Source organism: Nocardia shimofusensis NBRC 100134, assembly GCF_001613125.1.
In the GTDB taxonomy this organism is placed as follows: Bacteria; Actinomycetota; Actinomycetes; order Mycobacteriales; family Mycobacteriaceae; genus Nocardia; species Nocardia shimofusensis.
In genome coordinates this window covers 1-16,237 of the sequence record NZ_BDBT01000042.1, presented here as the reverse complement: position 1 = coordinate 16,237, position 16,237 = coordinate 1, and the positions used below count along the sequence as shown (strand labels likewise).

Below are 16,237 nucleotides of genomic sequence, written 5' to 3'. Positions count from 1 at the left end.
GATCGGCGGGTGGCAGCATAGTCGGGTGACCAATCCTCTGGAACTCGCAGATTCCCCGTCCTCATCTCGCGGTGTCCTCAGCGCCGACGAGATCGACGCCGCGGCGAAGCGAATTTCCAGCGTCATCGAGCCCACCCCGCTCCAGTTCAGCCCGCGCCTGTCCGCGGCGACCGGAGCGAAGGTCTACCTCAAGCGCGAAGACCTCACCCCTGTTCGCTCCTACAAGCTGCGCGGCGCCTACAACCTCGTCGTGCAACTCGACGAGCAGGAGCGCGCGGCCGGCGTGGTGACCGCGAGCGCGGGCAACCACGCGCAGGGCGTGGCCTTCGCCTGCCAGGCGATGGGCATCCAAGGCCGGATCTACGTGCCGACCACCACCCCGAAACAGAAGCGCGACCGGATCCGGGCGCACGGTGGCGACTTCGTCGAGCTCATCGCGGTCGGCGACACCTATGATGCCGCCGCTGCCGCCGCTGCCGCCGACGTCGAGCGCACCGGGGCGACGATGGTCCCGCCGTTCGACGATGCGCGCACCGCCGCAGGTCAGGGCACCGTGGCCGTGGAGATCCTCGAGCAGCTCGACTCGCCCCCCGATCTGGTCGTCGTCCCGGTCGGCGGTGGCGGTTGCCTGGCTGGCATCGGCACCTACCTGCGGGAGCGCTCGCCGAAGACAGCCATCCTGGCCGCCGAACCGGCCGGCGCGGCGTCCATGTCCGCGGCACTCATCGCGGGCGGGCCGGTGACGCTGCCGGAGATCGACCCGTTCGTCGACGGCGCGGCGGTCCGCCGGATCGGCGATCTGCCCTATGCCGCGGTGACCGGGTTCGGCGGCCGGGTCGTCAGCCACGGGTCGCTGCCGCTGCTCACCGCTGTCGAATCCCCGCCCGGCACCGGCGGATTCCGCCTCCTCCAGGTGGACGAGGGCGCCATCTGCACGGCCATGCTCGAGCTCTACCAGAACGAGGGCATCATCGCCGAACCGGCGGGCGCGTTGGCGGTCGCGGCCCTGGCCGAGCTGGAGGTCCCCGCGGGCGCGACGGTGGTATGCCTGGTGTCCGGGGGCAACAACGATGTCTCCCGCTACGGCGAGATCATCGAGCGTTCCCTGGTGCACCAGGGCCTCAAGCACTACTTCCTGGTGGACTTCCCGCAGGAGCCCGGCGCGCTGCGCCGGTTCCTGGACGAGGTGCTCGGCCCGGACGACGACATCACCCTGTTCGAATACGTCAAGCGCAACAACAGGGAGACCGGGGCGGCGCTGGTCGGTATCGAACTGGGCACCGCGGACGGACTGGCGCCGCTGCTCGAACGCATCGCCGCCTCGCCGTTGCGATGCACTCGCCTGGAGCCGGGCAGTCCCGCCTACCGCTACCTCACCTGATCGCCGCGACGGATCAGGCTGCGCGGCGCAGGGGTTCGGGCGTACCGCGACCGGCGCCGCGCAGACTGTTGACGATCAACGGCAGCAGCCACACCGCGATGATCTGGTCGGCGGCGAGCTGCCCGAGCGAGAACCGGTTGTGCACGAATCCGATCGACAGGCCTTGACGCGGATCGGCCCAGCCGAAGCTGCCGCCGAGGCCGATGTGGCCGATGCCGTTGTGCGCGCCCGGCACCGGCATCGAGTGGTAGCCCAGGTGCCACATCATCGGCAGGTAGAACAGCGCGCGATCGACGTGGTAGGTCCGCACCTTGCCGATCTCGCGCACCGTCGCCTCCGACAGGTAGCGGTTACCGCCGACCATGCCCCGGCAGGCCAGCGCGTCGTAGACGCCGGCCAGCGCCGACGCGGTGGCCACGGCATTGCCCGCGCCTAGTTCGGTGCGCAGGATCGGCGGCATGTCGCCTGCGAAGATGCTGTGCGCGCCGGGCAGGAACAGGCAGCGCACCGCCGCGCCCAGCGGTCCGGGCAGCCGCTGACCATGGCCGAGCAGCGCGCTACCGAGCGGCGTGCCGAGCGCGTCGAACTGGCTGCCCGCCAGTGGCGCGTACTTCGTGATCGATCCGGTCGGCGGATGTCCCAGGTGCAGACCATCGATCGCCAGCGGCTCGGTGACCTCGGTGCGGAACAGTTCGCCCATGCCCTTGCCGGTGATCCGCCGTGCCAGGCCCGCGAGCAGCCAGCCGTAGGTGATGGCGTGGTAGGTGGGCCTGCCGAGCAGCCGGTCGGGCTTCGCCGCGGCCAGCCGGTTTTCCATCTCCTCGTGGTCGAGCACATCGCTCATAGCCGCGGCCAGCGGGGACAGGGTCGACAGGCCCGCACTGTGCGTCATGACCTGGGCGACGGTGATGCGGGACTTGCCGTTGGCCGCGAACTCCGGCCAGTACTCGGCGACCGGCGCACCATAGTCGAGTTCGCCACGATCGGCGAGCCGGTGGATGACCATCGAGGTGATGCCCTTGGTAGCCGAGAACACGATGGTGCCGGTGTTCTCGGTCCACGGTTCGGTGCCCGCGTCGCCGGTCCAGACGTCGATGAGCGGAACCCCGTGCCGGTGCACCGACAGCGCCGCGCCCGCTCCGGGGCGGCTACCGAAGCTCCGGCCGAAGACGCGCAGCAGTCGTTCGAATCCTGGGACTGCGCTACCGCGCACCGAAGCGTCGTTGCTCATCACTCCACGGTAATGGTGCCCACTGGTAACGGCAATAAGTTGTGGGATCGTTACCGTTCGCCCTCGGGTAGATCGGCCAGCACCACGAACGAATGCGCGGGCACGGTCGTCCCGGTCGGGCCCAATGTGGGCGGGTCCCAGTACAGCAGGCTGCGACCGGTGATCGGCACGGTCACCGCATCCTCGGACAGATTGCACACCAGGCGGGCGCTGCCCCGATGCAGCACGATCCAGCGGGCGTGCTCGTCGAAATCGACCCGGACATGCCGCAACGACGGGTCGACCAGGTCGGGATGGTCGCGCCGCAACGCCAGCAGCGCCCGGTAGCAGGCCAGCAGTCGCGCGTGCTCGGGTTCCGCCCGCTCCGCCCAGTCCAGCTTCGACCGGGCGAAAGTGGCGGGGTCCTGCGGATCGGGCACCTCGTCGGCGGTCCAGCCGTGCTCGGCGAATTCGGCCTTGCGCCCGACCGCGGTGGCCGCGCCGATCTCCGGGTCGGTGTGGGAGGTGAAGAACTGGAAGGGAGTGCGCGCGCCCCATTCCTCGCCCATGAACAGCATCGGTGTGAAGGCCGAGCACAGCACCAGGGCGGCCTTGATCGCCAACTGCCCGCCGGTGAGGTACTCGCTCGGCCGGTCGCCGAGAGCGCGATTGCCGACCTGGTCGTGGTCGCAGGTGAACGCGACCAGACGGAATCCCGGCACCAGCGAGCGGTCCAGCGGGGCGCCGTGGGTGCGGCCGCGGAAGCTGGAATAGGTCCCGGCGTGGAAGAAGCCGCGCGTCAGGGTCTGGGCCAGGCAGGCGAGGCTGCCGAAGTCGGCGTAGTAGCCCTGCCGCTCCCCCGACACCGCGGTGTGCACGGCGTGGTGCAGATCGTCGTTCCACTGACCGTCGAGCCCGTAACCGCCCGCCGCGCGCGGGGTGATCAGCTTCGGGTCGTTGAGGTCGCTCTCGGCGATCAGGGTCAGCGGCCTGCGCACGTGCGCCGACAGCCGTTCGGTCTCCGCCGCGAGTTCGGCCAGCAGGTGGGTGGCCGTGCGGTCGGCCAGCGCGTGCACCGCGTCCAGGCGCAGTGCGTCGATATGGAAGTCGCGCAGCCAGCGCAGCGCGTTGTCGAGCACGAACCGGCGCACGTGATCCGAACCCGGCCCGTCCAGGTTCACGCTCTGCCCCCAGGTGTTGCGCCCCTCGCTCAGATACGGCGCGAACCTCGGCAGGTAGTTCCCCGACGGCCCGAGATGGTTGTAGACGACGTCCAGGCACACCGCCAGGCCCTTGGCGTGACAGGCGTCCACGAACCGCTGCAACCCGTCCGGCCCGCCGTAGCCTTCGTGCACCGTGTACCAGAGCACCCCGTCGTACCCCCAGTTGTGCGTGCCGTCGAAGCCGTTCACCGGCATCACCTCGACGACCGTCACCCCCAGCCCGACCAGATGATCCAGTCGCTCGATCGCCGCGTCGAACGTGCCCTCCGGCGTGAACGTCCCGATGTGCAGCTCGTAGAACACCGCCCCCGCCAGCGTCCGCCCGGTCCACCCCTGATCCGTCCACACGCCCGGATCCAGTTCGTGCACCATCGACCGCGCGTGCACCCCGTCCGGCTGCCGTGGCGAGCGCGGGTCGGGCAATACCGTCGGATCGTCGTCCAACAGGAACCCGTACCTCGCCCCCTGCCCCGCGTCGACCCGCGCTCGCCACCACCCGTCCGGCGATCGCGTCATCGCGTGCACGACCCCGTCGACCTCCACCCGAACCGACTCCGGCCGGGGCGCCCACACCTCGAACACCGTCACCGCGCCAGCATCCCACGGGCGGGCGAGCTATTCATCCCGGCGGATAGGCGGACGAATGCGTCTGGTGATGGCGCTCTGCACCGCCACACTGTCACTGTCGGGATGCCTCATCGCGCTGCCGGATCCTCCGAAGGCCGAGGGAGTGCGCCGGAGTGCCGTCCTCGAACCATCCTGACCGCGGTCGCTCGGGGCCTCTCGATCACGGCGACGAGTATGGCGTCGACCCGACGGACCTGAGAGAGTGAACGCATGGGCTGGTATGACGACCACGTGGTTCCCCGGTTGGTCAACTGTGCGTGCGGGATGCAGGCCAACGATCGGTATCGGGCGCGGACCTGCGCGGGACTGCGGGGGCGAGTCGTGGAAATCGGGTTCGGGTCGGGGTTGAACGTGCCGTTCTATCCGGCGGCGGTGGAGTCTGTCACCGCCGTGGAGCCGTCGGATCGCGGTTGGCAGATGGCTGCGGAGCGGGTCGTGGCTTCGCGGGTGCCGGTGGAGCGGGCGGGGCTGGACGGAGCGGCGTTGCCGTTCGACGACAACAGTTTCGATGCGGCGTTGTCGACGTGGACGATGTGCACGATTCCGCAGATCGAGACGGCGCTCGCGCAGGTGCGGCGGGTGCTGGCGCCGGGCGGGTCGCTGCACTTCGTGGAGCACGGACTGGCGCCGGATCCGAAGGTGCAGGTCTGGCAACATCGGCTCAACCCGATCGAGAAGGCGATCGCGGGAGGCTGCAATCTGAACCGCGACATCCCGAGATTGTTGCGCGACAACGGGTTCGAGATCCGCGAACTGGATGCGTTCTACGCTCCGGGGCCCAGGTTCATGACCGCCTTGTCACTCGGCGTGGCTACCCCGCGTTGACAGCCGCGAGCCGCCGGCCCCCGGGCCGGCGGCTCGGTCCGCGGACGATCTCAGCGGATCTCGACCCGCAGGGTGTAGGTGGCGTTGCCGCGCTCCGCGCTGACGTTCACCGCGTACATGCCGTCCAGCGGCAGCGGGAGCGTCGCGGCATCGGCCTCGTACACCTCGACCGTGCCGTCCGGTCCGGTGACGGAGACGACGGCGTTGTTCTCGACGGAGGTGAGCCAGACCTCGAGCCACTGGCCGCCACGCGCCTCGAGCACGTAGGTGTCGGACTCGCCGCGGATCACGGCGCCGTCGATGACCGCGCCGCTGGTGCCGGGCGCGAAGTGGATCTGAGTGAAGACGCCTTGGGCATGGGCGAGGCCCGAGCCCGCCAGTCCGATGACAAGGGTTGCGGCGGCGGTGGTGAGAGCGGTGCGGAAGGTGCGCGAGAGAGCAGGCATCATCGGGTTCCGTTACTCGAGAAGGGGTGTCGGACATCAGCGAGTCTGAGCGAGGCCGCTTGTCGAGCGCTTAACATCCGCCGAAGAACAGTCGTGGACTGTCAGCTGCTCAGGCAGCTCGGGCCGAGCAATGCCTTCAGATCGCCGAAGAGCGCCGAAGACGGCGAAACCCGCAGGCTGTCGGAGACTTTCAGCAGCGTCGTCTTCTCCCTGGCTCCGACGTGGCGCAGATGCACGTCGGAGGTGCCGGGATGACGCGACAGCACGCGCTTGAGCTCGCCGATCTTATCCGGGGTGCACATACGGGTGGTGAGGGTGACCGCCAGCGGTTTGGCCACGCCGATGGCGGACAGGTCGGGAACGGCGAGGTCGTTGGCGATCAGCGAGATTCGGTCGTCACGGATCGAGACCCTGGCTTTGACCAGCACCACGGCGTCCTCGACCACGTCGGCGCCGTAGACGGAATACGCCTGTGGGAAGAACAGCACCTCGATGCCGCCGGTGAGATCCTCGAGCTGGGCCGAGGCCCAGGCCAGACCGTTCTTGTTGATGCGCCGGTTCACCGAGGCGAGGATGCCGCCGAGAGTCACCTGGGCGCCGTCCTTGACGTCGCCTTCCAGGATGGCCGGGATCTGGGTGTCGGCCTGGGCGGCCAGCACGTGCTCGACGCCGTTGAGCGGATGCCCGGAGACGTAGAGGCCCAGCATCTCTCGCTCCAAGGCCAGTTTGTGCTTGGACTCCCACTCCTCGTCGGGCACCTTCACATTGAAGATGCTGGTCACCGACTCGTCGGCGTCCATGCCGCCGAACAGGTCGAACTGGCCGATGGCCTCGGCCTTCTTGGTCGACATCACCGCGTCGATGGCGTCGGAGTGGACGAGCAGCAGGCCCTTGCGCGGATGCCCGAGAGAGTCGAAAGCGCCTGCCTTGATGAGGGATTCGGTGACCTTCTTGGTGCAGGCGATGGCGTCGATCTTGTTCAGGTAGTCGGAGAAGTCGGTGAACTTCGACTTCTCCTTGCGGGCGGCGATGATCGAGGCCACCACGTTCGTGCCGACGTTGCGGACCGCGCCGAGGCCGAAGCGGATGTCCTTGCCGACGGAGGCGAAGTTCTGCTCGGACTCGTTGACGTCCGGCGGGAGCACGGTGATGCCGAGGCGACGACAGTCCGAGAGGTAGACCGCGGCCTTGTCCTTGTCGTCGCCGACGGAGGTGAGCAGGCCCGCCATGTATTCGGCCGGGTAGTTGGCCTTGAGGTAGGCGGTCCAGTAGGAGATCAGACCGTAGGCGGCGGCGTGCGATTTGTTGAACGCGTAGCCGGCGAACGGGAGGATGGTGTCCCACAGCGCCTTGATGGCGGCCTTCGAATACCCGTTGGCCTGCATGCCCTCCTCGAAGCCCTCGAACTCCGCGGCCAGCACCTCGGCCTTCTTCTTACCCATCGCGCGGCGCAGGATGTCTGCTCGTCCGAGCGAGTACCCGGCGACCTTCTGCGCGACGTGCATGATCTGCTCTTGGTAGACGATCAGACCGTAGGTCTCGCCGAGGATCTCCTTCAACGGCTCGGCCAGCTCCGGATGGATCGGCTTGACCTCTTGCCTGCCGTTCTTGCGGTCGGCGTAGTCGTTGTGGGCGTTCATGCCCATCGGGCCGGGGCGGTACAGCGCGCCGACGGCCACGATGTCCTCGAACGCGGTCGGCTGCATACGGCGCAGCAGGTCGCGCATGGGGCCGCCGTCGAGCTGGAACACGCCGAGGGTGTCGCCTCGGGAGAGCAGCTCGTAGGTCGCGGCATCGTCGAGCGGCAGGGTGTCCATGTCCAGCTCGATGCCGCGGTTGGCCTTGATGTTGTCCAGCGCGTCACCGATGACGGTAAGGTTGCGCAGACCGAGGAAGTCCATCTTGAGCAGGCCGATGGCCTCACACGACGGGTAGTCCCAGCCGGTGATCAGCGCGCCGTCCTGCGGCCGCTTCCACAGCGGGATCGCCTCCATCAGCGGATCACAGGACATGATGACCGCGCAGGCGTGCACGCCCGCGTTGCGGATCAGGCCCTCGAGACCGCGCGCGGTCTCGTAGATCTTGGCGATGTCGGGGTTGTTGTTGATGAGCTCGCGGACCTCGGCGGCTTCCTTGTACCGCTCGTGATCGGGATCGGTGATGCCCGAGACCGAGATGTCCTTGGCCATGATCGGCGGCGGCAGCGCCTTGGTGATCTGGTCGGCGATGGCGAAGCCCGGCTGGCCGAACAGGACTCGCGCCGAGTCCTTGATCGCGGCCTTGGTCTTGATGGTGCCGAAGGTGATGACCTGCGCGACCCGGTCGGTGCCCCACTTCTCGCTCGCGTAGCGGACCATCTCACCGCGACGGCGATCGTCGAAGTCGATATCGATGTCGGGCATCGACACGCGCTCGGGGTTGAGGAACCGCTCGAAGAGCAGACCGTGCGGCAGCGGGTCGATATTGGTGATGCCGAGCGCGTAGGCGACCAGCGAACCGGCCGCCGAGCCGCGGCCGGGACCGACGCGGATACCCACCTCGCGCGCGTGATTGATCAGGTCGCCGACCACCAGGAAGTAGGCCGGGAAGCCCATCTCCAGAATGACGCCGATCTCGTAGGCGGCGCGCTCGACGTACTCACGCGGCGGGCCGTCGGGGAACCGGCGCCGCAATCCGAGATCGACTTCGTGACGCAGCCAGCTCGCCTGATCGTGGCCCTCGGGCACCGGGAAGATCGGCATCCGGTCGCGGTGGGTCCACACCTCGTCGTAGGACTGCACGCGCTCGCCGATGAGAACGGTGTTGTCGCAGGCGCCGGGCACTTCGGCGTCCCACAGCGCGCGCATCTCCTCGGCCGACTTCAGGTAGTAGCCGTCACCGTCGAATTTGAAGCGGGTCGGATCGGAGAGCGTCTTGCCGGTCTGGATGCACAGCAGCGCCTCGTGATTGGTCGACTGATCCTTGGTGACGTAGTGGCAGTCGTTGGTGGCCAGCGGCCGGATCCCGAGCTTGCGCCCCACCTCGAGCAGGCCCTCGCGAACCCGTCGCTCGATGGACAACCCGTGGTCCATCAGCTCGAGGAAGAAATTGTCCTTGCCGAAGATCTCCTGCCACTTCGCCGCGGCTTCCAGCGCCTCGCGATCGTGGCCGAGGCGCAGGCGGGTCTGGACCTCGCCGGAGGGGCAGCCGGTGGTGGCGATGATGCCTTCGGCGTGCTCGGCGATGATCTCCTCGTCCATACGCGCCCACTTGCCCAGCTGGCCCTCGAGGGAGGCGAGGCTGGACAGCTTGAACAGGTTGTGCAGACCGGTCGCGTTCTCGGCGACCATCGTCATGTGGGTGTAGGCACCGGAGCCGGAGACGTCGTCGCTCTTCTGGCTGGGATCGCCCCACTGCACGCGCTTGGTGTCGAACCGGGAGGCGGGCGCGATATAGGCCTCGATGCCGATGATCGGCTTGATCCCGGCCTTCTTCGCCGAGTTGTAGAACTCGCTGGCGCCGTACATGTTGCCGTGGTCGGTCATGCCGACGGCCGTCATACCCAGCCGGTTGGCCTCGCTGAACAGCGGAGAGATCTTCGCCGCGCCGTCGAGCATCGAGTACTCGGTGTGGTTGTGCAGGTGAACGAACGATCCGGACGAGGCGGCCAAGACGATTCATCCCTCCCATGGGTCGCGGCGGGGGTCGGGCACTGAGTCTAAGCCGACCGAGGGACAGGATTTCCCACCGCCACACGCCCGCGCGGTGGGCGCCCGCGCGTCACCTGGTCGGGGCTGCGCGTGTCGCGAGGAAGATCACCTTCACCGCGCACGGGGCCGTTGTCGAGCGGGGTGGACGACGCGCTGCCCGATCGGCCGGTGCGGCGTCGCACCCCGCGCGGATAATCAGGCCATGCTCGGGCGAGGTCGTGGGGTGAGGCGGTGACAGCGGGCGGTGTGGCCGTGCTCGTGGTCGCGGCGCTGGCGCTGGCGTTGCTGGTGTGGCTGCGCACGCGGCGGGTGGTGACCACGCCTGCCGAACGGGCGGTGCACACGGCGCTGCACACCGCGTCGCTGGCCGCGGTGCCGTTGCGGCGCGGGCTCACCGATGACTCGGCGCAGGAGGCCGCCCCGCATCTGCGCGCGCTGACGAGCGCGGCGGCACTGGGGGTGGCCGACGCGGACGGCACGGTGCTGGCATGGGACGGGCCGCACGGCGATCTGGCCGACGAGTTCGCCGACGCCGCCCGTCGCGCGATCGCCGGGGAGCGCCCGGTCCTGGTCAGCAGGCCGGGGCCGGAGCACAGCGCGCGCACGCTGGTGGCGCAGCCGCTGCTGATCGACAACGGCCCCGTGGCGGGGGCGCTCGGCATCGTGACCGGGGACAAACCGGGACCGGGGATGCTCGGTGCGCTGGCGGAAGTGGCCCGGTACGCGTGCGGGCAGCTGGAGCTGGCCGAACTCGACGCCTCGCGAGCCCGGCTGGACCGCGCCGAGGTACGGGCCCTGCGGGCGCAGATCAGTCCGCATTTCATCTACAACGCGCTGAACACCATCGCCTCGTTCGTGCGCACCGATCCGGGCCGCGCCAGGGAACTGATCCTGGAGTTCGCCGACTTCACCCGCTACTCTTTCCGCGCCGCGGGCGAGTACACGGTGCTGTCGGAGGAACTGCGCAATATCGAGCGCTACCTGGCGCTCGAGCGGGCGCGGTTCGGCGAGGCGCTGCAGGTGCGGCTGCTGATCGCGCCGGAGGTGCTCGGCGTGGTGCTGCCGTTCCTGGCGTTGCAGCCGCTGGTCGAGAACGCGGTGCGGCACGGGATCGCGGGCAGGCCGGGCGGCGGGGTCATCACCATCGAGGCGAGCGACGCGGGCACCGACTGCCTGATCAGCGTCGAGGACGACGGCGCGGGCATGGATCCGGAACTGCTGCGATCGGGCGCGCTGGACGCGATCGCCCACGGGCCCGCGGGGGCGAGCGAGGCCGCGCACGTCGGGCTGTCCAATGTCGACGACCGGCTGCGGGCGGCCTTCGGTAACGACTACGGCCTGGTGGTGGAGACCGCGCCGGGCGCGGGCACCAAGGTCAGCCTGCGCGTGCCGAAGTTCCGGGCCGGGGTGCGGGCATGAGGCGGACCGGCCCCGCCGCCGTCGGTCCACCCCCTACGATGGACGAACCGTGATCGAGGGACCGACCGTGACGCAGCGGACCGATGGCTCGGCGGGCGCACTGCGGGTGCTCGCCGTCGACGACGAGCAGCCCGCCTTGGACGAGCTCGTGTATCTGCTGCGCACCAGACCGGAGATCGGCGAGATCCACGCCGCGAACGAGGCCACCGGCGCGCTGCGCCTGCTGCGCACGCACCAGGTCGACGCGGTCTTCCTCGACATCGACATGCCGGGACTGGACGGCATGGAGCTCGCTGGCATCCTCGGCGAATTCGCCCATCCGCCCGCGGTGGTGTTCGTGACCGCGCACGACGACCGCGCGGTCGGCGCGTTCGACCTGGGCGCGCTGGACTATCTGCTCAAGCCGCTGCGCGAGGCCAGGCTGGCCGCGGCGGTCCGCCGGATCGTGCAGGCGCGCGCCACCGGGCCACGCCCGGACGAGCCGCGCCAGGATCCCAACGAGGTCATCCCGGTGGAGCTCGGCGGGGTCACCACGCTGGTCGACCGCGCCACCGTGAGCTGGGTGGAGGCCGACGGCGACTACGCCCGTCTGCACACCACCGCCGGGTCGCATCTGGTCAGGATTCCGCTCTCGGCGCTGGAATCCCGCTGGGAGAACGCCGGTTTCCTGCGCGTGCACCGCTCCTATCTGGTGGCGTTGCGGCTGGTGACCGGGTTGCGGACGGTCGGCAACAGCACCCTGGTGTGCCTGCGCGGCGAGGGCGAGGCGGCGGCGGTGGAGCTGCCGGTGGCGCGACGGCAGGTGCGCGAATTGAAACAGCGGCTGGTGCTCGGCCCACGGCACACGCGACCGAAGCCGAACGGGCCGAGCCGGTGAACGCGCCGCGGCACCGAGGTGACCGGGGCGATGCGACGCCGACTGCCGAGCCCGCACCGACGACCGGCCTGTCGGGTGTGGGCGGGGTCGGGCCGACGAACGGCGCGGCAGGAGCACCGTCGTGACGGGGCCGGTGAAACCCCAGCGCGAGCGCGTGGTGCTGGCGCGTCGGCAGGGCGCGCGGCGAGTGCTCACCCGGGGCGAGATGGTCGAGCAGACCGAGATCGGCGAAGCGCTGATCGACGGGCTGATCCGTGCGCAGCTCGGGCTCGCGGTGCGCTGCGCGCTGGTGTCGGTGCTGGTGCTCGGCTCGCTGCCGCTGCTGTTCACCGCCACCGCGCTCGGTTCGGCGAAGGTGGCGGGGATCCATCTGCCGTGGCTGGTGCTGGGCGTCCTGGTCTTTCCGGCGCTGATGGCGGTCGGCAGGCTGTATGTGCGCTGGGCCGAACGCAACGAGTCCGACTTTCTCGACGTGACGCGGGACTGACGTGCAGGCGCAGGCACTGACGGTGGCGGCGCTGCTGCTGGCGGCGATCGCCACGGTGTCGATCGGCGCGTACGGAGTCCGGCTGGCGCGCACCACGTCCGACTTCCTGGTCGCCTCGCGCAGTGTCGGGCCGGGCTGGAATGCCGCCGCCATCTCCGGTGAATACCTTTCGGCGGCCTCGTTCCTCGGGGTGGCCGGGCTGATCGCCAAATACGGCGCGGACGCGCTGTGGTACCCGGTGGGCTTCACGGCGGGCTATCTCGGGCTGCTGATGTTCGTGGCCGCGCCACTGCGCCGGTCCGGCGCCTATACGGTGCCCGACTTCGCCGAGTTCCGGCTGGGCTCGCTGACCTTGCGCAGACTGGCCGCCGTGGTGGTGGTGCTGGTGTGCGCGGTGTATCTGATCCCGCAGTTCCAAGGCGCCGGGCTGACGCTGCGGATCCTGCTCGGGGTGCCGGGCTGGGTCGGCGCGCTGGCGGTGGGTGCCATCGTGATCGCGAACGTGGCCGGTGGCGGGATGCGCTCGATCACGCTGGTGCAGGCGTTCCAGTACTGGTTGAAGCTGACGGCCGTGGCTCTGCCCGCGCTGGTGCTGTTCGGCCACTTCCTCGGCACGCCCCGCGAGATCGGCACGGCCGCGCCGCCGGTGGTGGCCGAGCAGACCACGGTGGAGGTCACCACCGATGTCCTCGTGCAGGTGTCCGCACCTCAGCAGGTCACCATCACCGGCCGCCTGGACGGCCTGCCGGTGGACGGTGTGGCGGTGCTCGCACCCGGCCGCCACGAGCTGGCCGCCGACACCGAGCTGGTGCTGCCCGCGGGTGCGACGGTGCCGGTCGTCGCGGGCGCGCCCGCCGACGGCGCGAGCTGGCTGCTCCCCGGCGGCGGCCTCGGCGGCGCACACCCCACCTATCAGGTCTTCTCGCTGATCATCGCGACATTCCTCGGCACCATGGGGTTGCCGCACGTGCTGGTGCGCTTCTACACCAACCCCGACGGCCGGGCCGCCCGCACGACCGCGCTGGCGGTGATCGGCCTGGTCGGATTGTTCTATCTGTTCCCCATCCTGCTCGGCGTGTTCTCCCGCCTGTATGTCCCCCAGCTGCTGCTCACCGGGACCTCCGACGCCGCCGTGCTGTTGCTGCCCGGTTCGGTGCTCGCCGGTCTGCCCGGGCAGTTGATCGCCGCACTGGTGGCGGCGGGCGCCATCGCGGCGTTCCTGTCCACCTCCTCGGGTCTGCTGGTGAGCATCGCCGGTGTACTGAGCACCGACATGCTGCGCGGTCGGGTGCGGGACTTCCGGGTCGCGGCGATCGCGGCGGGCGCTGTACCGCTGGCGCTTTCGCTGACGGTGGTGTCGCTGGATCTGTCGCGGACGGTGGGTCTGGCGTTCGCGGTGGCGGCCTCCACGCTGGCGCCGCTGCTGGTCCTGGGCATCTGGTGGCGTGGGCTCACGGCCCGGGGCGCGGCCGCCGGGTTGTGCGTCGGCGGACTGCTCTCCGGAACGGCGACCGCGGTGTCGGTGCTGGGCGGGGCGTCGGAGGCGGTGGCGGGCGGGTGGCTCGCGGCGCTGCTCGGCTATCCCGCGGCGATCAGCGTGCCCGCGGCGTTCCTGACCATGATCGTCGTCAGCACGTTCACCCGCGCTCAGCCGGCCGCCCAGGTGCGCGGGGTGTTCGTGCGGATGCACGCGCCGGAGCGGCTGGGCATGGGGTCCGATCGCGAGCCGGGTTCGCGCGGCGCCTGAACCGGCGAGCGTTCCGCCCCGAGGGCGCCCGCGCCGTCGATCGTCCCGCCGACCGTTCGTCGCGCGATGCCGACCGTTCACCGCACAGATCCACACCTTCGCGGAGTGACCCCCGCCACAACATTCAACCGGGGTAGCCGCAGCTATACCTTCGCATCACAGTAATTCACATCACATGTCAGGAACTCCCATGACCATTGACCTCGACGGGACCGCGACGCCGCGCACTCCCAGCGCCGAGGAATTCGCCCGGGCCCAGGCGAGCCCGGAATTCCAGGAGTTGCGTAACCGGCTGCGCCGCTTCGTCTTCCCGATGACCGCGCTGTTCCTGGTGTGGTACCTCAGCTATGTGCTGCTCGGCGCCTACGCGCACGACTTCATGGCCACGAAGGTGGTCGGCAACATCAATGTCGGTCTGCTGCTGGGTCTGGCGCAGTTCCTGACCACCTTCGCGATCACCGGCGCCTACGTCCGCTTCGCCAACCGGGAAATCGATCCGCGCGCGGCTGCCATCCGCGCCGAACTGGAAGGTGGGCAGGCGTGAACACATCGGTACTCGCCGCGGGCACCGTCGGCAATCCGGCCGCCAATATCGCCATCTTCGCCCTGTTCGTGGCGGTGACGATGGTGGTGGTGATCCGCGCCAGCCAGAACAACACCACCGCCAGCGACTACTTCACCGGCGGGCGCGGCTTCTCCGGCCCGCAGAACGGCATCGCCATCGCCGGTGACTACCTCTCCGCGGCCAGCTTCCTCGGCATCGCGGGCGCCATCGCGGTCTACGGCTACGACGGGTTCCTCTACTCCATCGGCTTCCTCGTCGCCTGGCTGGTCGCGCTGCTACTGGTCGCCGAAATGCTGCGCAACACCGGCAAATTCACCATGGCCGACGTGCTCAGCTTCCGGCTGCGGGAACGCCCGGTACGCACGGCCGCGGCGCTGTCCACGCTGACGGTGTCGCTGTTCTATCTGCTGGCGCAGATGGCGGGCGCGGGTGGTCTGGTCGCGTTGCTGCTCGATATCGACAGCCGCGCCGGGCAGTCGCTGGTCATCGCGGTGGTCGGCGTGCTGATGATCGTCTATGTGCTGGTCGGCGGCATGAAGGGCACCACATGGGTGCAGATCATCAAGGCCGTCCTGCTCATCACCGGCGCGGCCTTCATGACGCTGATGGTGCTGACCAAGTTCTCCTTCGACATCTCCGGTCTGCTCGGTTCCGCGCAGGAGATGATCACCGGCTCGACGAACCAGGCGGTCGCCTCCCGTGACGTGCTCGCGCCCGGCGCGCAGTACGGCGGCAGCGAGACCTCGAAGCTGAACTTCCTGTCCCTCGGACTTGCCCTGGTTCTCGGCACAGCCGGTCTGCCGCATGTGCTGATGCGCTTCTACACCGTCCCGACCGCCAAGGAAGCGCGGCGCTCGGTGGTGTGGGCGATCGCCCTGATCGGCGCGTTCTACCTGTTCACCCTGATCCTCGGCTACGGCGCCGCCGCCATCGTCGGTCCCGACCGCATCCTGGCCGCCGCCGGTGGACAGAACTCGGCGGCCCCGCTGCTGGCCTTCGAACTCGGTGGCGTGCTGCTGCTGGGCATCATCTCGGCGGTCGCCTTCGCGACCATCCTCGCCGTGGTGGCCGGCCTGACCATCACCGCCTCGGCCTCCTTCGCCCACGATATCTACGCCAGTGTCGTCAAGCGCGGCAATGCCGATGAGAAGTCGCAGGTACGGGTCTCGCGGATCACCGCCGTGGTGATCGGTGTGCTCGCCATCGGCCTGGGCATCCTGGCCAACGGCCAGAACATCGCCTTCCTGGTGGCGCTGGCCTTCGCCGTGGCGGCGGCGGCGAACCTGCCGACCATCGTGTACTCGCTGTTCTGGAAGCGGTTCAACACCCGAGGCGCGCTGTGGAGCATGTACGGCGGCCTGATCTCCACCATCGTGCTGATCGTGTTCTCTCCCGCGGTGTCGGGCAACAAGTCGGCCATGCTGCCGAACCTGGACTTCGACTGGTTCCCGCTGTCGAACCCCGGCATCGTGTCCATCCCGCTGGCGTTCGCGCTCGGTATCGCGGGCACCCTGCTCGGCGGCGGCAGGCCGGAGGATCCGGAGAAGGCCGTCGAGATGGAGGTGCGCTCGATCACCGGCGTGGGTGCGGAGAAGGCGGTCGCGCACTGAACCGGATCGCCTGAGCCATCGAAGAATTCGTTCCCGGGACCGCCGCACCGGGCCCGGGAACGCCCGTAATACCCGACAGGAGAACGACGTTGACCAGTGCAGGCATCGACCACGACGCCCCCGCCACGATT

The 16,237-nt window shown here is 69.4% G+C and carries 12 protein-coding genes; 8 read left to right on the top strand and 4 right to left on the bottom strand.

The window, feature by feature from the left end; translation table 11 throughout:
* The first annotated feature begins 25 nt into the window (after positions 1-25).
* Entirely contained in the window at positions 26-1,381 is a 1,356-nt protein-coding gene (ilvA, locus tag NS3_RS26630; RefSeq protein WP_067865320.1) for a threonine ammonia-lyase IlvA, read from the top strand.
* Positions 1,382-1,394: 13 nt separating this feature from the next.
* Here ilvA and NS3_RS26625 read toward each other — a convergent pair whose 3' ends face one another.
* Together NS3_RS26625 and treZ are read right to left on the bottom strand one after the other, a co-directional pair.
* Positions 1,395-2,612, bottom strand: coding sequence for a serine hydrolase domain-containing protein (locus NS3_RS26625; protein ID WP_067865318.1), 1,218 nt, complete (start codon positions 2,610-2,612; stop codon positions 1,395-1,397).
* Positions 2,613-2,662: 50 nt separating this feature from the next.
* Complete coding sequence (gene treZ / locus NS3_RS26620; protein WP_067865315.1) at positions 2,663-4,402, bottom strand: malto-oligosyltrehalose trehalohydrolase; 1,740 nt, start codon at positions 4,400-4,402, stop codon at positions 2,663-2,665.
* Positions 4,403-4,651: 249 nt separating this feature from the next.
* Here treZ and NS3_RS26615 point away from each other — a divergent pair, with 249 nt between their 5' ends.
* Positions 4,652-5,266 (top strand): class I SAM-dependent methyltransferase, encoded by a 615-nt coding sequence (locus NS3_RS26615; RefSeq protein ID WP_067865312.1) that lies wholly within the window; start codon positions 4,652-4,654, stop codon positions 5,264-5,266.
* A 50-nt stretch (positions 5,267-5,316) separates the two neighbouring features.
* On the opposite strand, the gene NS3_RS26610 is transcribed toward NS3_RS26615, so the two are convergent.
* Both NS3_RS26610 and dnaE read right to left on the bottom strand, forming a co-directional pair.
* The gene (locus NS3_RS26610; protein ID WP_157101555.1) at positions 5,317-5,712 is read right to left on the bottom strand and encodes a hypothetical protein; all 396 of its coding nucleotides are present in this window, start codon (positions 5,710-5,712) and stop codon (positions 5,317-5,319) included.
* A gap of 101 nt (positions 5,713-5,813) precedes the next feature.
* Positions 5,814-9,362 carry a DNA polymerase III subunit alpha gene (dnaE, locus tag NS3_RS26605; protein WP_084495960.1) on the bottom strand — a complete coding sequence of 1,183 codons (3,549 nt, stop codon included), beginning with the start codon at positions 9,360-9,362 and terminating at the stop codon, positions 5,814-5,816.
* Between the two features lie 270 nt (positions 9,363-9,632).
* On the opposite strand from dnaE, the gene NS3_RS26600 reads away from it, so the two are divergent.
* From NS3_RS26600 to NS3_RS26575, 6 genes are all read left to right on the top strand, one after another.
* Positions 9,633-10,820 carry a sensor histidine kinase gene (locus NS3_RS26600; protein ID WP_067865307.1) on the top strand — a complete coding sequence of 396 codons (1,188 nt, stop codon included), beginning with the start codon at positions 9,633-9,635 and terminating at the stop codon, positions 10,818-10,820.
* Between the two features lie 67 nt (positions 10,821-10,887).
* Positions 10,888-11,697, top strand: coding sequence for a LytR/AlgR family response regulator transcription factor (locus NS3_RS26595; protein WP_067865347.1), 810 nt, complete (start codon positions 10,888-10,890; stop codon positions 11,695-11,697).
* A 121-nt stretch (positions 11,698-11,818) separates the two neighbouring features.
* Complete coding sequence (locus NS3_RS26590; RefSeq protein WP_084495959.1) at positions 11,819-12,184, top strand: hypothetical protein; 366 nt, start codon at positions 11,819-11,821, stop codon at positions 12,182-12,184.
* A gap of 1 nt (position 12,185) precedes the next feature.
* On the top strand, positions 12,186-13,931 hold the full coding sequence (locus NS3_RS26585; protein WP_067865304.1) for a sodium/solute symporter: 1,746 nt from the start codon (positions 12,186-12,188) through the stop codon (positions 13,929-13,931).
* A gap of 190 nt (positions 13,932-14,121) precedes the next feature.
* Positions 14,122-14,475: a DUF485 domain-containing protein gene (locus tag NS3_RS26580; protein ID WP_157101554.1), complete on the top strand. Its 354-nt coding sequence runs from the start codon at positions 14,122-14,124 to the stop codon at positions 14,473-14,475.
* Positions 14,472-16,106 carry a monocarboxylic acid transporter gene (locus NS3_RS26575; protein ID WP_067865297.1) on the top strand — a complete coding sequence of 545 codons (1,635 nt, stop codon included), beginning with the start codon at positions 14,472-14,474 and terminating at the stop codon, positions 16,104-16,106. Before NS3_RS26580 ends, NS3_RS26575 begins: the two co-directional genes overlap by 4 nt.
* Positions 16,107-16,237: the final 131 nt, after the last annotated feature.